Annotated in this window: 18 protein-coding genes; 10 read left to right on the top strand and 8 right to left on the bottom strand. The window is 41.8% G+C overall.

Going from position 1 to position 21,993, the window contains the following annotated elements:
- Positions 1-251: 251 nt before the first annotated feature.
- From M1D52_RS16525 to M1D52_RS16535, 3 genes are read right to left on the bottom strand one after another with little or no spacing between them, the layout of a single operon-like run.
- The gene (locus tag M1D52_RS16525; RefSeq protein WP_437393031.1) at positions 252-1,916 is read right to left on the bottom strand and encodes a RagB/SusD family nutrient uptake outer membrane protein; all 1,665 of its coding nucleotides are present in this window, start codon (positions 1,914-1,916) and stop codon (positions 252-254) included.
- An 11-nt stretch (positions 1,917-1,927) separates the two neighbouring features.
- Positions 1,928-3,739 carry a SusC/RagA family TonB-linked outer membrane protein gene (locus M1D52_RS16530; protein ID WP_437393129.1) on the bottom strand — a complete coding sequence of 604 codons (1,812 nt, stop codon included), beginning with the start codon at positions 3,737-3,739 and terminating at the stop codon, positions 1,928-1,930.
- Complete coding sequence (locus M1D52_RS16535; protein ID WP_437393032.1) at positions 3,727-4,917, bottom strand: SusC/RagA family TonB-linked outer membrane protein; 1,191 nt, start codon at positions 4,915-4,917, stop codon at positions 3,727-3,729. Before M1D52_RS16535 ends, M1D52_RS16530 begins: the two co-directional genes overlap by 13 nt.
- 230 nt (positions 4,918-5,147) lie before the next feature.
- Here M1D52_RS16535 and M1D52_RS16540 point away from each other — a divergent pair, with 230 nt between their 5' ends.
- The 3 genes from M1D52_RS16540 (at position 5,148) to pelA (ending at position 8,826) form a co-directional block, all read left to right on the top strand.
- Positions 5,148-6,146, top strand: a complete 999-nt coding sequence (locus M1D52_RS16540; RefSeq protein ID WP_437393034.1) for a pectinesterase family protein — start codon at positions 5,148-5,150, stop codon at positions 6,144-6,146.
- Positions 6,147-6,148: 2 nt separating this feature from the next.
- Positions 6,149-7,789: a glycoside hydrolase family 43 protein gene (locus M1D52_RS16545; RefSeq protein ID WP_457941572.1), complete on the top strand. Its 1,641-nt coding sequence runs from the start codon at positions 6,149-6,151 to the stop codon at positions 7,787-7,789.
- A gap of 104 nt (positions 7,790-7,893) precedes the next feature.
- Complete coding sequence (pelA, locus tag M1D52_RS16550) at positions 7,894-8,826, top strand: pectate lyase (protein ID WP_437393035.1); 933 nt, start codon at positions 7,894-7,896, stop codon at positions 8,824-8,826.
- A 249-nt stretch (positions 8,827-9,075) separates the two neighbouring features.
- Here pelA and M1D52_RS16555 read toward each other — a convergent pair whose 3' ends face one another.
- The 3 genes from M1D52_RS16555 to M1D52_RS16565 form a co-directional block, all read right to left on the bottom strand.
- Complete coding sequence (locus M1D52_RS16555) at positions 9,076-11,556, bottom strand: glycoside hydrolase family 95 protein (protein ID WP_437393037.1); 2,481 nt, start codon at positions 11,554-11,556, stop codon at positions 9,076-9,078.
- A 157-nt stretch (positions 11,557-11,713) separates the two neighbouring features.
- Positions 11,714-12,697 carry a pectinesterase family protein gene (locus tag M1D52_RS16560; RefSeq protein ID WP_437393039.1) on the bottom strand — a complete coding sequence of 328 codons (984 nt, stop codon included), beginning with the start codon at positions 12,695-12,697 and terminating at the stop codon, positions 11,714-11,716.
- Positions 12,698-12,705: 8 nt separating this feature from the next.
- Positions 12,706-13,440, bottom strand: coding sequence for a rhamnogalacturonan acetylesterase (locus M1D52_RS16565; RefSeq protein WP_437393040.1), 735 nt, complete (start codon positions 13,438-13,440; stop codon positions 12,706-12,708).
- A gap of 236 nt (positions 13,441-13,676) precedes the next feature.
- Between M1D52_RS16565 and M1D52_RS16570 the strand changes: the two genes are divergently transcribed.
- The gene (locus tag M1D52_RS16570; RefSeq protein ID WP_437393041.1) at positions 13,677-14,702 is read left to right on the top strand and encodes a LacI family DNA-binding transcriptional regulator; all 1,026 of its coding nucleotides are present in this window, start codon (positions 13,677-13,679) and stop codon (positions 14,700-14,702) included.
- A gap of 167 nt (positions 14,703-14,869) precedes the next feature.
- Here M1D52_RS16570 and M1D52_RS16575 read toward each other — a convergent pair whose 3' ends face one another.
- Complete coding sequence (locus tag M1D52_RS16575; protein WP_013666146.1) at positions 14,870-15,850, bottom strand: sugar phosphate isomerase/epimerase family protein; 981 nt, start codon at positions 15,848-15,850, stop codon at positions 14,870-14,872.
- A 291-nt stretch (positions 15,851-16,141) separates the two neighbouring features.
- Here M1D52_RS16575 and M1D52_RS16580 point away from each other — a divergent pair, with 291 nt between their 5' ends.
- The 3 genes from M1D52_RS16580 to M1D52_RS16590 are packed head-to-tail and all read left to right on the top strand — an operon-like array spanning position 16,142 to position 18,854.
- The gene (locus tag M1D52_RS16580; RefSeq protein ID WP_013666145.1) at positions 16,142-16,612 is read left to right on the top strand and encodes a RidA family protein; all 471 of its coding nucleotides are present in this window, start codon (positions 16,142-16,144) and stop codon (positions 16,610-16,612) included.
- A 28-nt stretch (positions 16,613-16,640) separates the two neighbouring features.
- Entirely contained in the window at positions 16,641-17,765 is a 1,125-nt protein-coding gene (locus tag M1D52_RS16585; RefSeq protein ID WP_437393043.1) for a D-TA family PLP-dependent enzyme, read from the top strand.
- A gap of 9 nt (positions 17,766-17,774) precedes the next feature.
- Complete coding sequence (locus M1D52_RS16590) at positions 17,775-18,854, top strand: dipeptidase (protein WP_437393045.1); 1,080 nt, start codon at positions 17,775-17,777, stop codon at positions 18,852-18,854.
- Position 18,855: 1 nt separating this feature from the next.
- On the opposite strand, the gene M1D52_RS16595 is transcribed toward M1D52_RS16590, so the two are convergent.
- Entirely contained in the window at positions 18,856-19,497 is a 642-nt protein-coding gene (locus tag M1D52_RS16595) for a hypothetical protein (RefSeq protein ID WP_437393046.1), read from the bottom strand.
- A 109-nt stretch (positions 19,498-19,606) separates the two neighbouring features.
- Here M1D52_RS16595 and M1D52_RS16600 point away from each other — a divergent pair, with 109 nt between their 5' ends.
- The 3 genes from M1D52_RS16600 (at position 19,607) to M1D52_RS16610 (ending at position 21,971) form a co-directional block, all read left to right on the top strand.
- Positions 19,607-19,858, top strand: coding sequence for a hypothetical protein (locus M1D52_RS16600; protein WP_013666141.1), 252 nt, complete (start codon positions 19,607-19,609; stop codon positions 19,856-19,858).
- Positions 19,859-19,975: 117 nt separating this feature from the next.
- On the top strand, positions 19,976-20,893 hold the full coding sequence (locus tag M1D52_RS16605; RefSeq protein ID WP_013666140.1) for a helix-turn-helix domain-containing protein: 918 nt from the start codon (positions 19,976-19,978) through the stop codon (positions 20,891-20,893).
- Between the two features lie 76 nt (positions 20,894-20,969).
- Positions 20,970-21,971: an aldo/keto reductase gene (locus tag M1D52_RS16610; RefSeq protein WP_013666139.1), complete on the top strand. Its 1,002-nt coding sequence runs from the start codon at positions 20,970-20,972 to the stop codon at positions 21,969-21,971.
- The last annotated feature ends 22 nt before the right edge of the window (positions 21,972-21,993 follow it).

Consider the following 21,993-nt stretch of genomic DNA (forward strand, 5'->3'; position numbering starts at 1 on the left):
CCTCAAGAGATCTCGTAAAAAACTACGCAATCGTTGCCGGCAACGATTGCGTAGTTTTAAGCCTTAAGCAATAGGCAATATGCTGGAGGCTAATCTGAGTAATCAAGATATAAGTATCAGGACACCTGCCTGACGGTAGGCAGGTAAATATAAAGACTAATCATCACATTGGCTAATCATCACATTGGCTAATTCACTATTTTCCTACTTAACTACTTGACTACTCAACTATTCAACTACTCAACCACCTGCTACTGATATCCCGGATTTTGAGTAAATTCACTTTTATTGGTTACAGCGTCTAATTGGTTTTGAGGGATTGGACGAAGCATATGATAATCTCTGAAATAAGTAATCGCATGTGGGTTGTATTTTTGCAGACTTTCTTTTAATTTTCCGGTACGTTTTAAATCAAACCATCGCATCTGCTCTCCCGCGAACTCTCTTGCCCGTTCCTCTAATATAAAATCCAGCGTTACATCAGCAGCGTTAACATCCATTTCTTCTTTATATCCTTCTTTTGCAGCACGTTCACGAATAATATTCAAATAAGTCACGGCCTCCTCGTTATTGCCGGTTTTAAAGGCAGCTTCGGCTACGATCAAGTACATTTCGGCTAAGCGAATAACAAAAGCATCCCGAACACTCTGCGCTTCGTTTATACTTCCTCGGGTGTTATCCATGAACTTTTTAAGTGAAATATAACGTAGCCGATTCTTCGATGAGCCATCTGTATTATAAATATCGCCATCATCATAGATGGTGTAATTTTTTGTTGCACGTACCGAGGCCGGAACCGTATACTTTGAAATAAATACGGCTGTGTCGCCAACATTCATCCCTGCAGGTCTTCCCGACGCATTCGGTTGATTACAATACCATACGTTCTGAAAAGAGGCTTCAAATCGGCTATCGATGTTTTCATTAAAAAGATATAATAAATATCTTGATGGCTGATAACGGTTAAAAGGCCGACCATATTCCAAGCTTCTAATCACTCCCGGTTGATCATCATACTTCATCAGGAAAAGCATATGGGCACTATTTGACCCTCTATTATCTCCATCCGGATAAACATTATCGTCCTGTTTGTCATTATCGTTCAGATTAGAAGAATAATTAACGGCATAAACAATTTCACTATTTTGGAGATTGTTCATTCTCCATAAGTCAGCATAATTAGGCAGTAAAGCAAAACCATAATCACTAATTACCTTTTTAGCTAAAGCACTCGCTTCGGCATTCAACCCTCTGGTTAAGTATACACGTGCCAAAAACGCCTCCGCAGCTGGCTTTGTTACGCGCCCATAATCAGCGGTAGTAGGCGCTAAATGATCAACAGCAAAACGTAAATCTTCGATAATTAAGTTGTAAAAGTCATCGACACTCGATTTCCTTGCTTCTGTAACGACACCTACTGTTTCCTCGGTTGTCAAATGGACGCCTCCCCAGGTTTCTACAATGTGATAGTAATAGAAGGCGCGCAGAAATCGAAATTCCGCTGTCCGCTGTATTTGCAGTGCCTGATCCATCCCCGAATTTCCGACTCTTGCGATACCGGCATTACATACATTAATGGCCTTGTAAAAATTAGACCATACTTCCTGTAAGGCGCCGTTGGTTGCTTGAAGATTTTGATAGGTCGTAAGATCCGGATATACATCACCGGCACCATTGGTCCATAAGTCGGTACCAGTTTCTCCTATATTATAGCCACGCTCCTTACCATACCACCAACGTTGATAACTATAAGCGGCATTAACCAAGGTCTCAAAACCTTTAGGTGTTGTATACAAAGTCTCGTCGGTAATACCACTGAGGTTCTCCTCATCAAGCATTTTTTTGCATGAAGTTAGTCCAGCTGCCAATAAAAAAGCAGCGATTAAAACTGTTTTATATCTAGTATGTATAATCATTATAATAGCCTTTAAAAGTTAACATTAATACCTGCCACAATTAAGCGCGTTAAGGGAGCTGACTCACCGCCTCCACGCTCCGGATCGTATCCGTTAATGGTTTTGGTCCACATCGCCAAGTTTCTACCCGACACATATACCTTCAATTTAGCTAAGCCCCATTTATCCGTCACGGAAGTGGGTAAAGTATACCCTAGGGTTACATTTCTCAATTTCACAAAAGAGCCGTCCGTATAACCCAAGGTAGAAGTATAGAGCATACTTGTTCTACTTAAATTGGCATTAGGCCGCGGCCATTGATTACTGGGATTTTCGGGTGTCCAGTAACTAATATCAGCTGTGCTATTTTCAACGGCTTGGGGATCGTATCGGGTCAGGTAATTGGCGTTGATCATTTGTCCAATGCGCGCAAAAACATTAATGTTTAAATCGAAATTTTTATAGCTAAAATCGTTGTTCCAACCCAAGCTCCATTTAGGCACTTGCGAGCCTACTACTACGCGATCACCATCTGCGGTAATCACGTTATCGCCGTTCTGATCTTTTACTCGTATGTCACCGGGTCTTTGACCATATTGACCCGCTAGTTCTTCTTCTCCTAGTTGCCAGATACCGAGCTTTTCATAATCGAAATAAGAATTAACGGGATAGCCAACAACTACGTAACGAGCATCCAAGCTGATCACATCTTGGTTATCGATCAGCTCTTTCACCTTTTCAATATTTTTGGTAAATGATACCGTACTGTTCCATTTAAATTGGTTGTTGCTTATTGGAGCCGCATTTAACATAAACTCAATACCTTTATTTTCTGTTTTACCAATATTTTGTGTAACGAAAGAATAGCCGGAAGTAGGTGGCAGGATTCTATCGAGCAATAAGTCGCTCGTACTGGTGTGATAGAGTTCTAAGGTACCGTTTAGTCTTCCTTTGAACAATCCGAAGTCCAACCCGATATTGGTGTTAGCCGATTTTTCCCAACCTAACTGGGGGTTTCGTGAATTGTTTGGAAAACCGTATCCAGGAGCAGACGCGTCACCATAAGCAAAAGGGATTCTGGTGAGCGTACTCTGCGATGAATAAGCAACGACTGAAGAGTTGCCGGAAACACCATAACTTGCTCGCAATTTAAGATCGCTAAACAACGATTGCTCCTTCATAAATCCCTCATCTACGATACGCCAAGCGCCCGCTACAGAAGGAAAAAAGTCCCATTTGTTCCCTACAGCCAGCTGACTAGCACCATCCGTCCGTGCCGTTAGTGTCAACAGGTATTTTCCTTTATAACCATAATTTACCCGAGCGGCATACGATAGTAGTTTTGTTTCGGTATAAGCGCTGGTTATAGCGAGGTTTTGCGTATTCGAACCAAGGTTATAAAAGAAATTATTGTCTAATAATTGATTTTCCCCTTGCGCTGTCGCATTCTCGGTATCATTATAAAGGTATTCACTGATACCTGTTATACTGAAATCATGTTCACCGAAAGTCTTCTGGTAATTCACAATTGCTTGCCAGTTATAGCCTAACCCATTGTTTGTCACATAGGTAGCGCGTGAATTCGCTCCGTTACGACGAATTGAGTAGGAACCCTCATATAAACCATCGCGTAAATTAGAAAGATTTACTGCAAAGTTACCGCGAATACTCAATCCTTCAACGGGTTTAAACTCCGCAAAAACGGTTGGGAATACACGGAGTGTTTTTACATTGTTTTTGTAATTGCCTGGTTGCTCATCCGCCAAGGGGTTGATGGCTCCACCCTGTCCGGGGTAAATAATATAATTACCTTCTGTGTCAAAGGGTGTATTCAGCGGACTAATTTTATTGGCTGATTAAGCGGATCGGCACGCTTGTTTTGATCGTAATAAGTTAACTGGGTTTGCGTTCCCACTTTAAGTGTACCGGCCACTTGGTAATCAAGATTTAACCGAGCGGTATAGCGCGTGGCATCATCCATTTCGAATAGTCCCTTTTCATTGAAAAAATTAACCGAGAAGTAAGATTTCAGTTTCTCCGTACCCCCGGAAATGTTTAGCTGATAATCCTGTTGATGTCCTGTTCCTAATAACATATCCGCATAATCGGTAGAAACATTGTTTTCGATAAAACTGAGTTGCTCATTACTGAATATTTTGGCATCGTCGGCCGGACTGCTCCAAACACCCGTAGTACGATAAGCTTCCCTACGTAAAGCCACATATTCCTGTCCGTTCATTACGCGCGGATATCCCGCCACGTTTTGTACGCCGTAATAAGCATTAAAGGAAACCTTAGGAGCACCGGATACACCTCGCTTGGTGGTGACAATGATCACACCATTCGCTCCTCTTGAACCATATATGGCTGTGGAAGAGGCATCCTTTAACACTTCCATACTTTCAATGTCATTGGGGTTGATATCCTGAATGCTGGAATATTGCATCCCGTCAACAATAAAGAGTGGTCCATTGCCAGCGGTAATGGAGCGATTACCTCTCACAGTAATGCTTACACCGGATGTGGCAGAACCGCTTTGTCGCACAATATCTACTCCAGGCGCTTTTCCTTGTACTGACTCCATTACATTCGTAGTAGGTAATTTTGTTAGCTCTTCACGCGCGACTGAAGTGACTGCTCCTGTGAGATCCCTTTTTTTAACCGTGCCATAGCCGATTACTACTACCTCATCCAAGTTAGTTGCGTCTTCTTCTAACACGACATTTGATAATCTCTTTGGTGCATCAATTGGTATCTCCCGGGTTTTGTATCCCACATAATTAAAAACCAAGGTAGCTGGCATCGCAGGCAGTGTTAAGCTGAATTCTCCTTGATTATTTGTACTGGTGCCAGTGGTGGTTCCTTTCACCAACACGCTGACAGCAATTAGGGGTAACCCTTCTTTATCGACCACCTTTCCTGTAACGGTCCCATTTTGTCCAACCGCAAAGGATAAGTTAATCCCCGTCAGACAAAAAAACATAATAAAAAAACTGCTGATCCTTTTAGGTAATTGCATCATTTTGATTAGCTAGTATTAATTTTGGCTTGTGATTTTAATTGCTTAGCATCTGATTCGCAAGTATAGAATTATCCCAGTGTATTTCCAACGTTGGCATCACTTGAAATTTACGCAATCGATCCCGGAAACGATTGCGTAAAAATTATCGTTCTGCCCTGCTAGCATTATAAAAATTCTCCCTATTCTTGTTCTACGGACCAATCAGAAAATCCATGACCTTCCTATATATTATGAAGAGGATCGCACTATTGATTATTATATTCGGCTGTATATTTCATCATCCGATTTTTTCCCAAACCGTTTATCCGGATCGCTTTATTGTTAGCCAAGAGGGCGATGGCGACTTCCGTACGATTCAAGAAGCAGTCAATGCCGTGCGCGACTTATCACAGCAACAGGTTCGGATTTATATCCGAAAAGGTGTTTATAGAGAAAAGATAGTTATCCCGTCATGGAAAACGAATATTTCTTTCATTGGAGACGGTACCGGGCAAACAATCATTACTAACGCAGACTATTCCGGGAAGCCCTATACGGATACGGTTGATGCCTTTGGAAAAAAAGCCTTTACAACCTATAATTCATATACGGTTTTGGTGCAGGGAAATGATTTTACCGCTGAAGGACTGACAATACAAAATACAGCGGGTCGCGTTGGCCAAGCAGTGGCTTTGCATGTGGAAGCGGATCGGGTTGTCATAAAAAACTGCAGGCTCTTGGGGAATCAAGACACACTCTATACAGCCACGGAAAACAGTCGACAATACTACGTCAATTGTTATATTGAAGGAACCACCGATTTTATATTTGGACAGGCTACTGCAGTTTTTCAACGGTGTACTATTCATAGTTTAAGTAACTCGTATATTACAGCAGCATCCACAACACCACGGCAAGCCTTCGGCTTTGTCTTTTTAGATTGCAAGCTTACTGCAGATAAAGAAGCAACGAAGGTGTATCTTGGCCGACCTTGGCGCCCTTATGCCAAGACAGTCTTTATACGCTGCCATATGGGTCCACATATCCTTCCGCAAGGATGGGACAACTGGCGTAACCCGGCAAACGAATCAACTGCTTATTATGCAGAATTCCACAGTGAAGGACCGGGAGCTCATGCAGCAGCTCGCGTGAAATGGAGTAAACAGCTGACAGAAAAAGACATAGAATCTTATACGCTTAAGCAGATATTCAATTACCAGGATCCTTGGAATCCGACAACTAACAAGTAAACATGAAAATGCTACGAAACACAGGCTTATTATCCTTATTGTTAATAGTTTGTTCCCTCATAAAATCGACAGCGCAAGACAAGCCTTATGTCTCGCAGGTTTGGGTGGCCGATCAGGGCAACGGTACCTATAAGAATCCCGTGCTTGACGCCGATTATTCCGATCCCGACGTCATTCGGGTAGGTGATGATTTTTACATGACAGCTTCCAGCTTTGATGCCGTTCCCGGTTTACCAATCTTACATTCGAAGGACTTGGTAAACTGGCAGCTTATTGGACATGCCTTAAAAAGGCAGCCGCCCTTTGATCACTTCTCAAAAACGCAACATGGCAACGGGGTTTGGGCACCATCCATCCGTCATCATAATGGTGAGTTCTATATCTACTATGGTGATCCTGATTTTGGCATCTATATGATCAAAACAAAAGACCCGTGCGGTGATTGGGAGGAGCCGGTGCTTGTTGAAGCAGGTAAAGGAATGATTGATGTTTGCCCTTTGTGGGATGACGATGGCCAAGCTTACATTGCATATGCATATGCCGGTAGTCGCGCCGGTATTAAAAGTATCATAGCCATCAAGAGGTTGAGTGCTGATGGCACAAAAACCCTAGACGAGGGTACGATTGTTTATGATGGGCATGCTTTAGATCCTACGATTGAAGGACCTAAATTTTATAAGCGGAACGGATATTATTATATCATGGCGCCAGCTGGCGGAGTAGCCACGGGCTGGCAGCTCATACTACGTTCAAAAAACATCTACGGCCCTTACGAAAGGCATGTAGCCATGGAACAAGGGAATACAAGCATTAATGGGCCTCATCAAGGTGGATGGGTAGACACACAGAAAGGTGAAGATTGGTTCCTTCATTTTCAGGATAAAGATGCTTATGGAAGAGTGGTGCATCTTCAACCCATGAAATGGGTAAAGGACTGGCCTGTTATAGGGAAAGATGTGGAAGGAAAAGGAACGGGTGAACCGGTTTTATCCCATCAAAAACCGAATGTGGGAAAAAACTATCCTATACAAACACCTGTCGAAAGTGATGAGTTCAATGATCGAGCCATGGGCAAACAATGGCAATGGCAAGCCAATCCGAAGGCCACTTGGTCGTTCTTTTATCCTGAAAAGGGCGTACTGCGACTTTATACACAGCAGGCTCCGGACAGCGCCCGCAATCTATGGGATGTTCCAAATATATTATTACAAAAATTTCCCACGGAAGTATTTACAGCAACCACAAAGGTCACTTTCTCACCGAATAAGAAAATAAAGGATGAAAAAACCGGTTTAATTATCATGGGGCAAAGTTATGCCCATTTAAGTCTAAAAAACGGGCAAGACGGCATAGCGCTGGTATACGGAGAAGCGAAAGATGCACATAAAGGTGCAACAGAAAAGGAGAGAATTATCTCGAAAATAAAAACAAATACGCTTTACCTTCGTGTCCGTGTAAATGCCGGCGCGCAATGTCAGTTTAGCTATAGCGAAGATGGCAAGACATTTATAGAAATTGATGCCTTATTTAAGGCCACTCCCGGGCAATGGATTGGCGCAAAAGTTGGCCTTTTTAGTACCCGTTCAACCCAAATCAACGATTCCGGATGGGGCGATTACGACTGGTTTAGAATAGAAAAATAAGTATGCTTGGGTTGAAATGTTTTCGGTGGCTTAGTTTAATTTTTTTACTCTGCTCCTTTGGTTTTGTACAGGAGCAGGAAAAAACGGATCCAACGGCTGAAAACATGTTGTTATTACAAAGAAGCTGCGGTGGCTGGTCCAAATTTTTCAACAAACAAAAAGTGGACTATCAGCATGTATTTACGACATCAGAAATTGCGCTTGCTGAGGAACAAAAAGATTTAACGGATGCTACGATAGATAATAATGCAACCAGTAGCGAAATCCGCTACCTGATCAAGGCGTATGAGAAAACGCAGAATAAATTATATTTAAGTGCGGCAAAAAAAGGCATTAATTATCTTATAGAAGCTCAATATCCCAATGGCGGGTGGCCGCAGTATTATCCCGACACCCATCTTTATCGATCGCAAATCACGTATAATGATCGCGCAATGATCAATGTCTTGCGGATCATGCAAGACATTGTGGCAGCAACAAACAGCTTTGGTATTCTTGGAGAAGACTATAAGCAAAAGGCAAAAAAGGCACTTTATTTGGGTGTCGATTGTATATTGAAAACGCAGGTTATAATAAACGGACAAAAAACAATCTGGGCAGCACAATATGATAAAGATAGGCTACAACCGGCAAAAGCGAGGGTTTATGAATTACCTTCGCTTGCTGCTGCTGAGTCTAGTGATGTTTTGCTTTTCCTAATGGACCAGCCAAAATCACCTCTATTAATAGAAGCAATCGAAACTGGTGTGAAATGGTTTGCCGATCATAAAATTGAGAATAAAGAAGCTGTAATTATTGAAGATTCAACGCAACCTAGTGGAAAAGATCGTGTACTGGTTCACCAACCAGGAACCGACTGCTGGGCTCGCTTTTATGATTTAAAGCAGCAAGAACCTTTGTTTGTCGGACGCGATGGTGTACCTCGTCAGACACTTTCAGCTATTGAAAACGAGCGCCGCATAGGCTATGCTTGGTATGGAAATTGGGGAGATAAAGTAAGGAAGACCTATAAAAAATGGAAGTTGAACCAATTTTAATGGGGTAATTATTCGTATCTTTGTAAATCCTTTCTCATCCACAATTAGTATCTCATTTTTTTAAAAGATATCAAGTTGTCTAAATCCACGTTAAGTCCACATCAAGTCCACCTTTAGTCCACGTTATATCCACCTGTCATTCGGTATATCTCCGCTACCCATTGGGTATTCCTTCGGTTTCTATAGTGCGTACCTATATCGGATATAGCTCGAATGGAACAAGAATGTAAATGGGCTTTCACAAGTATCTTACTTTAAGAGAAAATAAGTCTTTCCCTTTTTAGTTGGTAAATCATATTCCTCGAATTCTTCCGTATAATTTGCCGCTAATTGACCTATGTGACTAATTGGTTCTTTAATTTCGGGTACCTTATATAAGAGATTCGAATTTTCGCCTATTGCTTTCTCTACAGCAAGTTTATCGACCATCTTCGCGCTAGCAATCCGGATTCTGCAATTGCCTCCAAGTCGAGAATGTACCTTCAGCTTTTGTAGCTTACCATCTTTCCATGCTATGTCCACAATAAAGCCACCTCGGGCTTTCAATCCTTTCACCTCACCATTCTGCCACTGATCGGGCAAAGCTGGCAAAATGTGTAAACAACCATCATGCGATTGGATCAGCATTTCAGCTATTCCCGCGGTACAACCAAAATTTCCATCAATTTGAAAAGGTGGATGTGCGTCTAACAGATTAGCGTAAGTACCGCCTGCTTCGCCGTTGCCATCATTAGCAGCAGGACTCAGTTGATCAGCTATTAATTTATAAGCACGATTGCCATCTAGTAACCTTGCCCACCAGTTTACTTTCCAACCCATAGACCAACCTGTTGATTTGTCGCCCCGGAAAACAAGTGACTTCTTAGCGGCTTCAAAAAGAGTAGGGTGCCGAATAGGTGATATCTGTGCAGCGGGGTATAATCCATAGAGATGAGATATGTGCCGATGATGGTCATCTGCGCGATCCCAATCTTCCATCCATTCCTGTAACTGTCCGAGTTTACCGATCTGCATTGGGGGCAATCGTTTTAGTTTGCTAGCTACAGTGTCCATAAAATCTTCGTCTACCTGCAAAACATGTGCTGCTTCCAGAAAATTTGAAAAGACATCAAAAACCAGTTGATTATCCATAGTAGTCCCGGCTGAGATACCTACACCCGATTGGTAAGAATTTTCGGGTGACATCGATGGCGCTACGACTAACCATTTATGCTTCGGCTCTTCCTGCAGCACATCTACATAAAACTGCGTTACTCCTTTCAGTATCGGATAATATTTAGCCAAGAAGGCATTGTCTCCGTTAAACAAGTAGTGTTGCCAAATATGTTGCGAAAGCCACGCTCCACCCATTGGCCACATACCATAAAAACCACCATCGATAATCCCCGTAACACGCCATATGTCGGTATTGTGATGCATGTTCCAACCCCGAGCACGGTAATAGTTCCAGGCGCTTTCCTTTCCTGTAACCGATAAATCTTCGAGCATAGCAAACAAAGGTTCATGCATCTCGCTCAGATTGGTTACCTCGGCAGGCCAGTAATTCATCTCGGTATTAATATTAACGGTATACTTACTACTCCAAGGAGGTGATAATTTATCATTCCAGATTCCCTGCAAATTGGCAGGCTGCGTGCCTGGACGGGAAGAAGAGATCAACAGGTACCTGCCAAATTGAAAATAAAGCGACACCAATTGCGGATCATTACCTAAATGAAAATCCGCCACTCGTTGATCAGTGGGTTTATTCATAGCAACTGTTTGGCCCAGGTCTAACGATACACGATCAAAGTATCGCCTATAATCCTCTACATGCTTTGATTTGATTTTTCTGTAGCTTTTTTTCAACGCGGTGTTTAGGTAATCATCAGCCCGTTCGCGAGCATCCCCACCCAAATCATGATAATTATTGAAATTTGTTCCGATAGCTATATACACCGTCAATTCATCCGCTTGACGTACACGCAACATTTCTCCTTCTGCTTGTAGCGCCCCCCCTTTTACTTTCGGTTCTACAGCAATCGAGAATTTAACCTGACCTTTTTTGTTCTGCTTATCTCCCGAGGTGCCGTTTACATAGATTCGATTGCCAATAAAATGTTGTTGATGTATGAGATGCGGCGTATTCAATTTCAAATTGCAGCTTATACTTCCTGCTCTATCAGCGGTCACGCGCATCATTATTACCTGATCATGAGCTGTGGCTAAGTACTCTCTTTTATAGGTTACCTCACCTACTCTATAAGTCACCGTAGACAACGCATCAGCAATATCTAATTCGCGCCGATATGCCACTGTTTCACCCTCATGTAAAAAATCAATCCATAAATCACCCGCAGGTTGATAGGACATACCGTAATTATTGTTTGCTTCCGGTTCCCTTGGCATTTCTTTATTCGAAAGGTCTTGAGCCTCTTTGTATTTCCCTGCAAATAACAGACGCCGTATTTCCTGCATAGTCGAATACAAATCTTTGCTACTATTATTTCCCGGTCCGCCCGACCAAATGGTCTCTTCGTTCAGCTGCAGATGATCTTGCTTTACACCACCAAATAGCATCGCTCCCAACCGACCGTTACCGATAGGCAAGGCCTCGTTCCAATGGGCCGCGGGCTTATCATACCAAAGTTTGTATGAATCCGATCCGGTCGCATTAACTGCTGAGTAAATGAACACAACTAATAAAAGAAGGATATATGCACGTTTCTGTAGAAAGGTTGTTTGCATCATAGGATATAACTTAATGGCATAATCGGTTATCAGGTTCAATATTACTAAAAACCTTCCATTTTTCCAACGTTGGCATTCGGATGTATGCAAAATTATTATTTCCCTGATTGATACGGCCGTATACAGCACGGTTTACGCTTATAGGACCATGTCAACATTAACGGTTAAAAGGAGCCCAATCACCTAATATCTTTTCTTTAGTATATTCCTCAACGTCTTCCTTATTCAGCATCTTAGCCCAATCGACCCGTTTGTCGGAATTTGCGCCAGCGCCCTGACTATTGTACTCCGCATAAAAAACGGTCCTTTCATTTTCTTCTTTTCCCCAATTGTCCCAACCTTCAGGACGAATATGTTCGCCCATATCACAGTTAATATAAACCACTTTCGAATAAGGACGCCAAGGTCGTCCTAAAGCCGCAGAAATGGCAGCATTTGCCGCTGTTAGTTTGCAGTTGATAAATACATAACCATAGGATTTGTCTTGTGGAGTAGAAGCTGCCGTCACATAGCCATCACCTTTGCTGTGCAATTCACATTCCATGAAAAGAGCGGTTGCTGCGCCAAAAACAAAATCTACCGTTCCTTCGATATAGCAATTTTCAAAGTATTGCAAACTTTCCTTGCTTTTATCATCTTGGGGCCCTTTTGTATAAAGTGTATCTTGGAAGCCTAAGAATCGACAGTTTTTAAATGCTACACGATTACCGGTTATGTTAACAGCAACCGCTTGTCCCACGGGTCCGGAGGAATTCGCAAATGTTAGATTTTCAGCGATGAAATCATCCGCCTCTATAAAAAAAGAAGAAGATCCGGTAGTGCCATAGTTCTTTCCTGTTTCCGGATTAAGTTTGGCAGCAAAATTATCGTAGGTCAACAAGGTCTTATGAGGATCTTCTCCCAGTAATTTGACACGCCGCTTTGAGGACTTTAAAAGGAGACGTTCTTTGTAGACACCGGGTCTTATCAAAATAGTGGTAACATTTTTGCTGTAATCCGGAACAGCATTGAAAGCCTCCTGAATGCTTTTAAAGTCTCCCGAACCATCCTGTGCTACAACGATTGTCGATTGCTTTACCGATGCTAACCCATAAACCATACTGATAATTAAGAAAACAATACTGCTTAAAGCTCTTCCCATGATGTATCTTATTTAAACTCTTTGACAAGGCTGAGCTTTAGCTCTTTTATCCCCTCCACAGCTAATTTGGCAACAGCCATCGCTCCTTCCTTATTCAAATGTGTATTATCGACAACCCCTTCCGGATAGTTTTTATGTCCCGGTTTTAAGTGGAGGAAGAGTTTTTCGGACTTCCGTTCACCCAATTTAGTTAACAAGCGATTTGTTTTCTCGGTAAGATCAATTAGGGGCACTTGTAAACTATCCGCCACCTCCCGAGTTGCCGCCGGATAACCTTTATGTGTATCAACCAAAACTCCCTGTTCAAAATTGCGTCGTGCAATAGAAGTCAACAACACCGGCTCAGCCCCTTTTTCGCGGGCTTTTTCGACAAACATACTTAGGTTGGCTTTAAATGTGGCTATATCCGTACCTACCTTTGGCTTATTCACCTTTTCGTCGTTATGTCCGAATTGAATAAAAAGATAATCGCCCGATTTGAGTTGATTGTAGATTTCCTGCCACCGACCTTCATCAATAAACGAGCGCGTGCTTCTCCCATTTTTTGCCATATTTCTCACCCGCACGCTTGGTTTAAATAGAGTGGCAAAAGGGACGCCCCAGCCCGTCTCAGGGTACTTATCGGCATCTTTTATAGCCATCGTTGAATCGCCCATCATCCATAGGGTAGTAGGTTGTCTTTTGGTGAAAGCGCACAACAACAGGCTACAAAACAGCAGAAGCAGTAATTTTTTCTTTTCCATTTCTCAGTTGGTACGTTAAGATTTCTAATTTGGTTGTAAGCGTTTACCGGCAAGTTTACATAATTGTTAAACAAAGATGGAAAAGCCAAACAAGAAAATTAGCGCAAACGATACCGGTATCGTTTGCACCTAACCGTCACGATATCTTCCAATTAACAAAAATCGCGACCAAGCTATTGGAAATCGTTGCATTTAAAGTCATTTTTAGCTAAGTTTGATATTCAAAAAAGCTAAATGTGTTTAAACCAATAACAATAAAAGACATTGCTCAAGCACTCAATCTATCCGCTTCTACCGTTTCCCGGGCTTTAAGTGATAGTTATGAGATCAATCCGGAAACAAAAAAGAGGGTATTGGCCTATGCCGAACAAAACAACTATAAACGAAATCCGATTGCTTTAAGCTTAAAACAACGTAAGAGTTATTCCATCGGGGTGGTGGTTTGCGAGGTAGCAAACAGCTTTTTTTCGCAGGCAATTGACGGTATCGAATCCATTGCGTATAAAAATGGCTATAATATCATTATTACGCAAACGCATGACTCGTACGACCGAGAAGTGATGAATATCAAATATTTAGCAAACCGATCAGTAGATGGTATTCTCATCTCTCTATCCGCTGAAACCACCAATTTTGATCATATTAAGAAACTCCATGATGCCGGTTTACCAATTGTCTTTTTTGATCGCATCTATGATGGGCTAGCCACGCACAAAGTGTCTTCCGATAATCGAAATGGTGCAAAAATGGCGACTCAACACCTGATAGAAAAAGGTTACAGAAAGATCGCTCATTTAGCGAATGCGCCCCATCTTTCTATTACAAAGGAACGGTTAGCGGGATATAGAGAGGCGCTAACAGAAAATGGTATTCCTATTGAGGAGGCTAACATTACGTATTGTCATCATGGAGGCAGTAATCAAAAAGAGGTGGATGCTGCCGTTCAATATTTTTTATCGATGGATGAAAAACCCGATTCGATTTTCGTGGCGAGCGATCGCCTCAGTATTGGTTGCTTAACGGCAATCAAAAAATATGGCGACAAGGCTTATATGCCAGCTATAGCCGGTTTTTCAAACAGTGACGTACTGGATTTATTCAGCACCGATTTCTCGAGTATACGCCAACCTGCCTTTGAAATGGGCAGGGTGGCGACTGATCGTTTAATTCAGCTCATTGAAAGTAAATATCCCGTCTATGAGCACGAATCCATCGTATTAGGAACGGAGTTGATCGAACGGATTCCGGGTAAACTGCTGTAGGCTTTAGACAATCGGAAATCAGCTGTCAGCCTCATTTATATCACTTAGCAAAGTTATAGTTGGTGCTACGGCTCCTACTACTTTTCTATTATTTATTGCCGAATCACTAAACAGCTCTACTACTTTACCACTTAACGACTCAACTACCCTACCACTCAACTATTTAACTATTTCCCAATCAAATTATCTTTAATATAATTAAAACTCAATCGGATGCTTTCAAAATGGTTCTCCATGTAAATACCATCCTGCTCAACGAAGAAGTGTTTTAAACCTGCTTCCTCCGACTTTTTGAAGATCGCCTTGTAATCTACTGCTCCTGTTCCAACTTCTGCAAATTTGATGTCCTTTAAGATATCCATCGAAGGGAGTGAGTCTTTTCCCTCGCCAACAATAACATCCGGTTTTGATTTATCGATATCCTTTACATGCCACATTTCAAAACGCTTAGGATACTTGGCAAATAGTTCTATTGGATGAGCGCCGGACTTTATTGCCCAAAACATATCCAATTCAAAAGCAACCAAGTCAGGTTGCGTTTCGCTAACAAGTACGTCATATCCTGTTCTTTTGTCTGGTCCATAGCTTCTAAATTCCCAAAAATGATTATGGTATCCAATTTTAAGTCCCAAGCTTTTACAATATTCACCACCTTTATTCAGCTGTTCTGCCATAAATTTAAAGTCTTCAAGCGTTAACTTATCGATAAGATTAAAGGGTGGTACCGGAACAATTAGATAACGTTGACCAAGCTTAACGGCAATATCTGCTTGTGCTTTCAACTCGTCCTCTTGCCCCTTCCCCATTGTTAGAAAATTATTCAGCTGATAGTGCCCGCTATAGGTCTGCAGATTATTGTCTGCCAACACATTTTTTAGCTCTTCGGTACTTAAGCCCCAATATTTGCCGGAGCCTTTTTCTGTACCGTAATCATAAAAAGTTTCGACATGTCCATAACCGATATTAGCTATTTTCATGATCGTTTGCTTCGCGTCTTTCGCAAGCTCATCACGCATTGTGTATAATTGCAAGCCTATTTCCGCTTCCTGAGGACGCTTGTTACCACATGCGGCTAATACCTGGCTACTTACCATAGCAGAAGCAACGGCTAGGCCGGATTGCTTTATAAATTTTCTTCTAGATACCATATTCAAGTGTTATAGGATAATTTAGCTCGTCTAATTTACACTTATTTATGGTAAAATCAAGTTGATGTTGGCGGTAAGCAACTGGCAGTAAGCACTAAGCTTTTATGACGAAGTTGTCATTTACTTGAAAAAAGTTCCTATAGAATCGTACGCGACACGTATTTTTATTCTTATTTTGCTATTTAAGAGGCATATGGCTTACGGCTTAGAGCATATCGCTTTGAAAGGTTTTGCCAAATAGAAACAATATCCTACATTTATAGACGTACTAAATAACAAAAGAATAAAAACATGGAATTTATAGACGCTGATAAGAATTTTGAAGCACTTGGGTTAAGTTTACCTCCTGCACCGGCACCTTTAGGTGTATATAAGCCTTATTTAATTGATGGAAAGTATCTTTATCTTTCGGGACATGGCCCTGTCCGAGACGATAAAAGTCTCATTATAGGCCGCATCGGGGAAACCATCAATATGGAAGACGGTAAACTAGCGGCGCGACAGGTAGGGTTAACGATGCTCTCGACGATCAAAACGAACTTAGGAAGCCTTAATAAAGTAAAACGTGTTATTAAAGTATTGGGCATGGTAAACTGTACCGGTAATTTTGAGAAACATCCTTATATTATTAACGGTTGCAGTGAATTATTTGCAAAAGTATGGGGCGAAGAAAACGGTATCGGCGTACGGAGTGCCGTCGGTATGGGAAGTTTACCTGACAATATTCCGGTGGAAGTAGAAGCACTGTTTGAAATAGAATAAGAATCGGCCAATCTACTAATTTGATAATATGGAAACTGAAATAGCCTCTACATATAGAATTAGTAATGTAGAAGATATATCGACACCTGCACTTGTTGTTTTCCCGGAGCTTGTAAAAAATAATATTCAGCTGCTGATGTCGATGGTTAAATCAGTCGACAAGCTTCGCCCGCATATCAAAACATCCAAATCGGCTGACGCCATACAGCTTTTGCAACTAGCAGGTATCAACAAATTCAAATGCGCCACAATTGCGGAAGCAGAGCTGTTAGGCGATTGTGGCGTTCAGGATGTATTACTGGCATACCAACCTGTCGGACCTAATATTAATCGCTTTATCGCGCTTGTAAAGCGATTTCCCAATACGTCTTTCGCCTGCCTGGTTGATCAATTTGATATTGCCAGCCAATTAAATCAGGTGGCCTTTGCTGAAAGCTTCAACCTAAATATTTATTTCGACATCAATGTAGGCATGAACCGTACCGGTATTAAAACCGATAAAGTTTCTGCTCTTGCCGAACAATGTTCATCGCTATCGAATTTGATACTTTTAGGTTTACACTGTTATGATGGCCATATTCATGAAGCATCACTAGAGGCACGTCAAAATCAATGCCATCGCTACTTCACGGAAATCGAGCAACTTATTGTACAATTAAATGCGCTTTACCAACGGCGTCTCATCATTGTTGCAGGCGGGACACCAACCTTTCCGATTCATGCTGCGAGCGAGCGAGACGACGTAGAATGTAGTCCCGGAACCTTTATCTTTTGGGATAAGGGTTATCAAAATCTCTTCACGGAGCAACCCTTTCAAATAGCAGCCCTTGTCCTTAGTAGGGTTATCTCAATTATAGATGATAAAAGGCTCTGTTTAGACTTAGGGCATAAAGCTATTGCTTCCGAAAATGAGTTGGGTAAACGAGTGTTTTTTATAAACGCGTCGGAAGCCCGTGCTATATCGCATAGTGAGGAACATCTTGTTATAGAAGTTTCCGATACCGGCGATTATACAGTTGGCGATGTTCTGTACGGAATGCCGTATCACATTTGTCCGACAGTTGCTTTATACGATACCGCATTTGCGGTTACAGATAATCAGTGGAACGGCGAGTGGCAGATCATTGCCAGGAAACGAAAACTTACAATTTAAAGACATACTATGTTTATTATAGATGCCCATCTTGATTTGAGCATGAATGCCTTGGAATGGAACCGAGATTTAACCAAATCTGTTAAGGAAATCAACCAACGAGAAGAAGGGTTGACTGATAAACCCGACCGCGGGAAGGCGGTGGTATCTTTACCTGAATTGCGGAAAGGCCGTATAGGCCTTGTAGTAGCCACTCAAATTGCCCGATATGTTGCACCCGATAATCCATTACCCGGATGGCATTCGCCTGAACAGGCCTGGGCACAAACGCAAGGGCAATTGGCGTGGTACAAGGCCATGGAGGCCAAAGGTGAGATGCGTCAAATAAACAATTTAACGTCATTGGAAGCGCATGTCAGTTTATGGAAGGATGAAGGCACTCCATCCGAAAAGAAAGCGATTGGCTACATCTTAAGTTTAGAGGGAGCGGACTCTCTAATCACCACTGAGCATTTGCACCTAGCTTGGCAAAGTGGGCTTCGTGCGGTAGGCCCGGCACATTACGGACCTGGTCGTTATGCCCAAGGGACGGATGCAACAGGCTTTATGGGACCCGAAGGGCGTAAATTATTGGAAGAAATGGAGAAGCTCAACATCATATTGGACGCAACACACCTTTGTGATGATAGCTTTTGGGAGGCATTGGATCATTTCAATGGACCTGTTTGGGCGAGCCATAATAATTGCCGAGCGTTGGTTAATCACAATCGGCAATTTAGCGATGAACAAATAAAAGTGCTGATTGAACGAGGGGCCGTTATAGGTGGCGCTTTAGATGCTTGGATGATGGTTCCCAATTGGCAGCGTGGCATTTCCACACCGAAAGAGATGCAGTGCAATCTGGACGTATTGATAGATCATCTCGATCACATTTGTCAAATAGCCGGAAATTGCAACCACGTCGGTATTGGATCAGATTTGGATGGTGCCTTTGGGAAAGAGCAATGCCCGTATGATTTGGAGACGATTGCCGACCTACAATCATTCAATGAAAAGCTGGCTGACCGGGGCTATACAGCCGACGATATTGTGAAGATATGTCATGGCAATTGGCTACGGTTCTTAAGGAAGGCATGGCAAAACAATTAATTTAGGTTTGAGCAGGTAGATCGATGTCGTTTGTCACCTGCTCATCCTTTTGCTTTGAAAGTCTTTTTCCTATTTGAATTAAGCCAATTACCAGTAATATCATCAAGAAAATATGCAGTTTTCCCCAAACAAAGGCCAGCGTAAGGGCATAGATAGCAAATCCTATCCAATCACGTTTATACTGTAATAATTTCTTTCCGTAAATCAGGTAAAGTCCAATGGGAATTGCCATTAAAGTAAAAATCACGAAAGAATGATTTAAATAGGCTGACAATAAATCCCATCGCTTCGACTGTATAGGCGTACCATCAGTTAATTCAAGCCCATAAAAACGATCCCCTCCATTCCTCGATATGTAAGTTACCAGTTGCGATTGCTCTTTAATTTCACTCACTTGCGGGCTTGGAAGATAGTCTTTATTTACATAGCTATGTTTAAGCAGTGGTTGTTGTTTAAATGAAATTAGGATTAACTTTTTATCTCCCTCAGCACTATACTTTTGCTGTATTTCTTGTACCGTCCCGGTCACTTTTTTTAGAAAGGCAGCCGGTATCAAAGCCTTCAGCGCCCCTAAACCCAATATACCGATAAGTAAGAATAGGCCTATATGGAGCCACTTTTTTTCGTGGATTATTACGTTCATGCAAATTAGTATATCATGTTTGGTCTTTCAAATCCGCAGCACGGTTATACTAATATACAAACAATATAATATATTAACTGTTTTTCAAATAGGATAGAAAACGATTGTTATGGCAGATACAGCGGACATCTCCTTTAATATAAAGGCTCATATTCAAGGAACGGAAAAAACACTACGCGTGGATCAACTGGAAACAAGTGATGGTGCACCTTATTATAGCTGTTTTGATAAAGACCAGCAGCTAGCAGAAATTCGAAAGGAAGAAAGCAACGAGTGGGTACAGCTTTGGGGTGAACTGGACCAAGCCAGTCTAACTTCGATTGGAAAAGCTATTGAGCAGAAGGAACTAGCTGGTAATTAGCTGTAAGCCGTAGGCTTTGTAGGACTTTCATAAAGATGGGTTGGGCGTGTTATTGCCTAATTGACAAAAGACTATAATCTTCGTATTTTCGTTAGTAATGAGGAACGGAGAACAAATATGATCAATAAAGCAGAGAGCTTACAAGACTTTTATAATAGAAACCCACGGGCTAATCCATTTGGCCTTTCAACCAATAATGCCAATGGTTTGGGCCACTTTAATGTATTTACACGGGAGAATTGTTTTCGATCTACACCATACAATCGGCGGGACTTTTATAAAATCTCACTAATCATTGGTTCCGGACGACTTTACTATGCAGATAAGTGGGTAGATATCGATCGCCCTGCCTTGCTGTTTTCAAATCCTACCGTTCCCTATTCATGGGAAGCAATCAGTGATAAACAGGAAGGTTATTTTTGCCTCTTTACGGCGTCTTTTTTACAAACTGACAGCCCACATTTTCTTTTAAATCAGCTCTCGCTGTTTAAGGTGGGTGGCGACTTCGTTTTCTTTGTAAACGAGGCACAATGTCGGGCTGTGAGTGAGCTTTTCGAAAAGATGATGGAGGAGATTACCACTAACTACGTGCATAAATATGATCTGCTGCGTAATTATCTCCAATTGATTATTCATGAAGCGATGAAAATGCAACCTGTACGAAGTTACTTACCACATTCTTCCGCTTCACGCGTATGCGATTTATTTTTGGATCTTTTAGAACGGCAGTTTCCAATCGATAGTCAAGAAAGGACATTGGGGCTCCGCTCTGCACAAGATTACGCGAACATTCTTTCAGTGCATGTAAATCACTTAAATCGTTCAGTGAAAGAAATCACCGGCAAAACAACCACGCAGCATATTGCCGAACGGTTAGTTAAAGAAGCAAAGGCACTTCTCATTCATTCAGATTGGACCATTTCGGAAATCGCCTATAGTTTAGGTTTTTCCTATCCACCGTACTTCAACAACTTTTTCAGAAAACAAACGCGGATGACACCGGGCATTTTCAGAGAACAGTATGTGCATGTGTGAATTTTATAATAAGTCGTTTGATTAGTATAGGACAGCCTATCTTATTCATCCTAAATTTGTTAAAAAAACATAACATATGGAATACAGAAATTTAAGTAACACAACAGCGCAATTGTCTGCTATAGGACTTGGTTGCATGGGGATGAGTTTTGCTTATGGCCCAACCGACGATAACGAAAGTATAGCAACCTTACATAAAGCGCTTGATTTAGGTATCAACTTCTGGGATACAGCTGATATGTATGGAAACGGCGCAAACGAAGAGCTTATTTCAAAGGTGCTTGTTCCAAATCGCGACAAAGTTTTTATCGCTACCAAGTTTGGTTTCCGCTTTAAAGATGGTAAAGCAGGCCCTAGCGCTGCCTCGGGCACCTATTTTGACGGCTCTCCAGCTTGGTTAAAAGTAGCAGTAGAAAATAGTCTTCGTAGGCTTAAGATCGATACCATCGATCTCTATTACGCGCATCGTGTCGATCCAAACATTCCCGTAGAGGAAACCGTCGGCGCCATGGCTGAATTGGTGAAAGAAGGAAAGGTACGCTACCTTGGCTTAAGCGAGGCTTCGGCAAGTTCCTTGAAAAAAGCCCATGCTGTACACCCGATCACGGCTTTACAGAGTGAGTATTCGCTATTGACCAGGGATGTAGAAGGTGAAATTTTAGACACAGCACGCGCACTGAATATTAGTTTGATTCCCTATTCACCGCTCGCCAGAGGTTTGGTAACCAATACACTGGATGTCAACAGTTTAGACGAAAGCGATTTCAGAAAAACCTTACCTCGATACAGCGGTGAAAACCTCGCCAATAATCAGTCGTTAGCAGCCGAATTTGCTGCAATGGCCAACGACAAGCAAATTACACCTGCTCAATTGGCTTTAGCTTGGGTGCTTGCACAAGGAAAAGACATGATCCCTATTCCAGGCACAAAAAAAAGAAAGTACTTGGAAGAGAATGCAAAAGCCGTAGACGTTCATCTTAGTCAGTCTGATTTAGACGAGATACAGAAACTCATGGATAAATATCCAAATACGGGCCAACGTTACAGTGAAGGGGCTTTAAAGTTAGTAAATAATTAAATTGATCAGATGAAGATGTAAG

The organism is Olivibacter sp. SA151 (genome assembly GCF_054130995.1).

Excerpts from the sequence above, each read along its gene's own strand:
- M1D52_RS16575 (WP_013666146.1), bottom strand. The coding sequence starts at position 15,850 with ATGGTATCTAGAAGAAAATTTATAAAGCAATCCGGCCTAGCCGTTGCT.
- M1D52_RS16555 (WP_437393037.1), bottom strand. The coding sequence starts at position 11,556 with ATGATGCAAACAACCTTTCTACAGAAACGTGCATATATCCTTCTTTTA.
- M1D52_RS16590 (WP_437393045.1), top strand. The coding sequence starts at position 17,775 with ATGTTTATTATAGATGCCCATCTTGATTTGAGCATGAATGCCTTGGAA.
- M1D52_RS16540 (WP_437393034.1), top strand. The coding sequence starts at position 5,148 with ATGAAGAGGATCGCACTATTGATTATTATATTCGGCTGTATATTTCAT.
- M1D52_RS16580 (WP_013666145.1), top strand. The coding sequence starts at position 16,142 with ATGGAATTTATAGACGCTGATAAGAATTTTGAAGCACTTGGGTTAAGT.
- M1D52_RS16605 (WP_013666140.1), top strand. The coding sequence starts at position 19,976 with ATGATCAATAAAGCAGAGAGCTTACAAGACTTTTATAATAGAAACCCA.
- M1D52_RS16600 (WP_013666141.1), top strand. The coding sequence starts at position 19,607 with ATGGCAGATACAGCGGACATCTCCTTTAATATAAAGGCTCATATTCAA.
- M1D52_RS16610 (WP_013666139.1), top strand. The coding sequence starts at position 20,970 with ATGGAATACAGAAATTTAAGTAACACAACAGCGCAATTGTCTGCTATA.
- M1D52_RS16565 (WP_437393040.1), bottom strand. The coding sequence starts at position 13,440 with ATGGAAAAGAAAAAATTACTGCTTCTGCTGTTTTGTAGCCTGTTGTTG.
- M1D52_RS16595 (WP_437393046.1), bottom strand. The coding sequence starts at position 19,497 with ATGAACGTAATAATCCACGAAAAAAAGTGGCTCCATATAGGCCTATTC.
- M1D52_RS16525 (WP_437393031.1), bottom strand. The coding sequence starts at position 1,916 with ATGATTATACATACTAGATATAAAACAGTTTTAATCGCTGCTTTTTTA.
- M1D52_RS16585 (WP_437393043.1), top strand. The coding sequence starts at position 16,641 with ATGGAAACTGAAATAGCCTCTACATATAGAATTAGTAATGTAGAAGAT.
- M1D52_RS16560 (WP_437393039.1), bottom strand. The coding sequence starts at position 12,697 with ATGGGAAGAGCTTTAAGCAGTATTGTTTTCTTAATTATCAGTATGGTT.
- M1D52_RS16545 (WP_457941572.1), top strand. The coding sequence starts at position 6,149 with ATGAAAATGCTACGAAACACAGGCTTATTATCCTTATTGTTAATAGTT.
- M1D52_RS16535 (WP_437393032.1), bottom strand. The coding sequence starts at position 4,917 with ATGATGCAATTACCTAAAAGGATCAGCAGTTTTTTTATTATGTTTTTT.
- pelA (WP_437393035.1), top strand. The coding sequence starts at position 7,894 with ATGTTGTTATTACAAAGAAGCTGCGGTGGCTGGTCCAAATTTTTCAAC.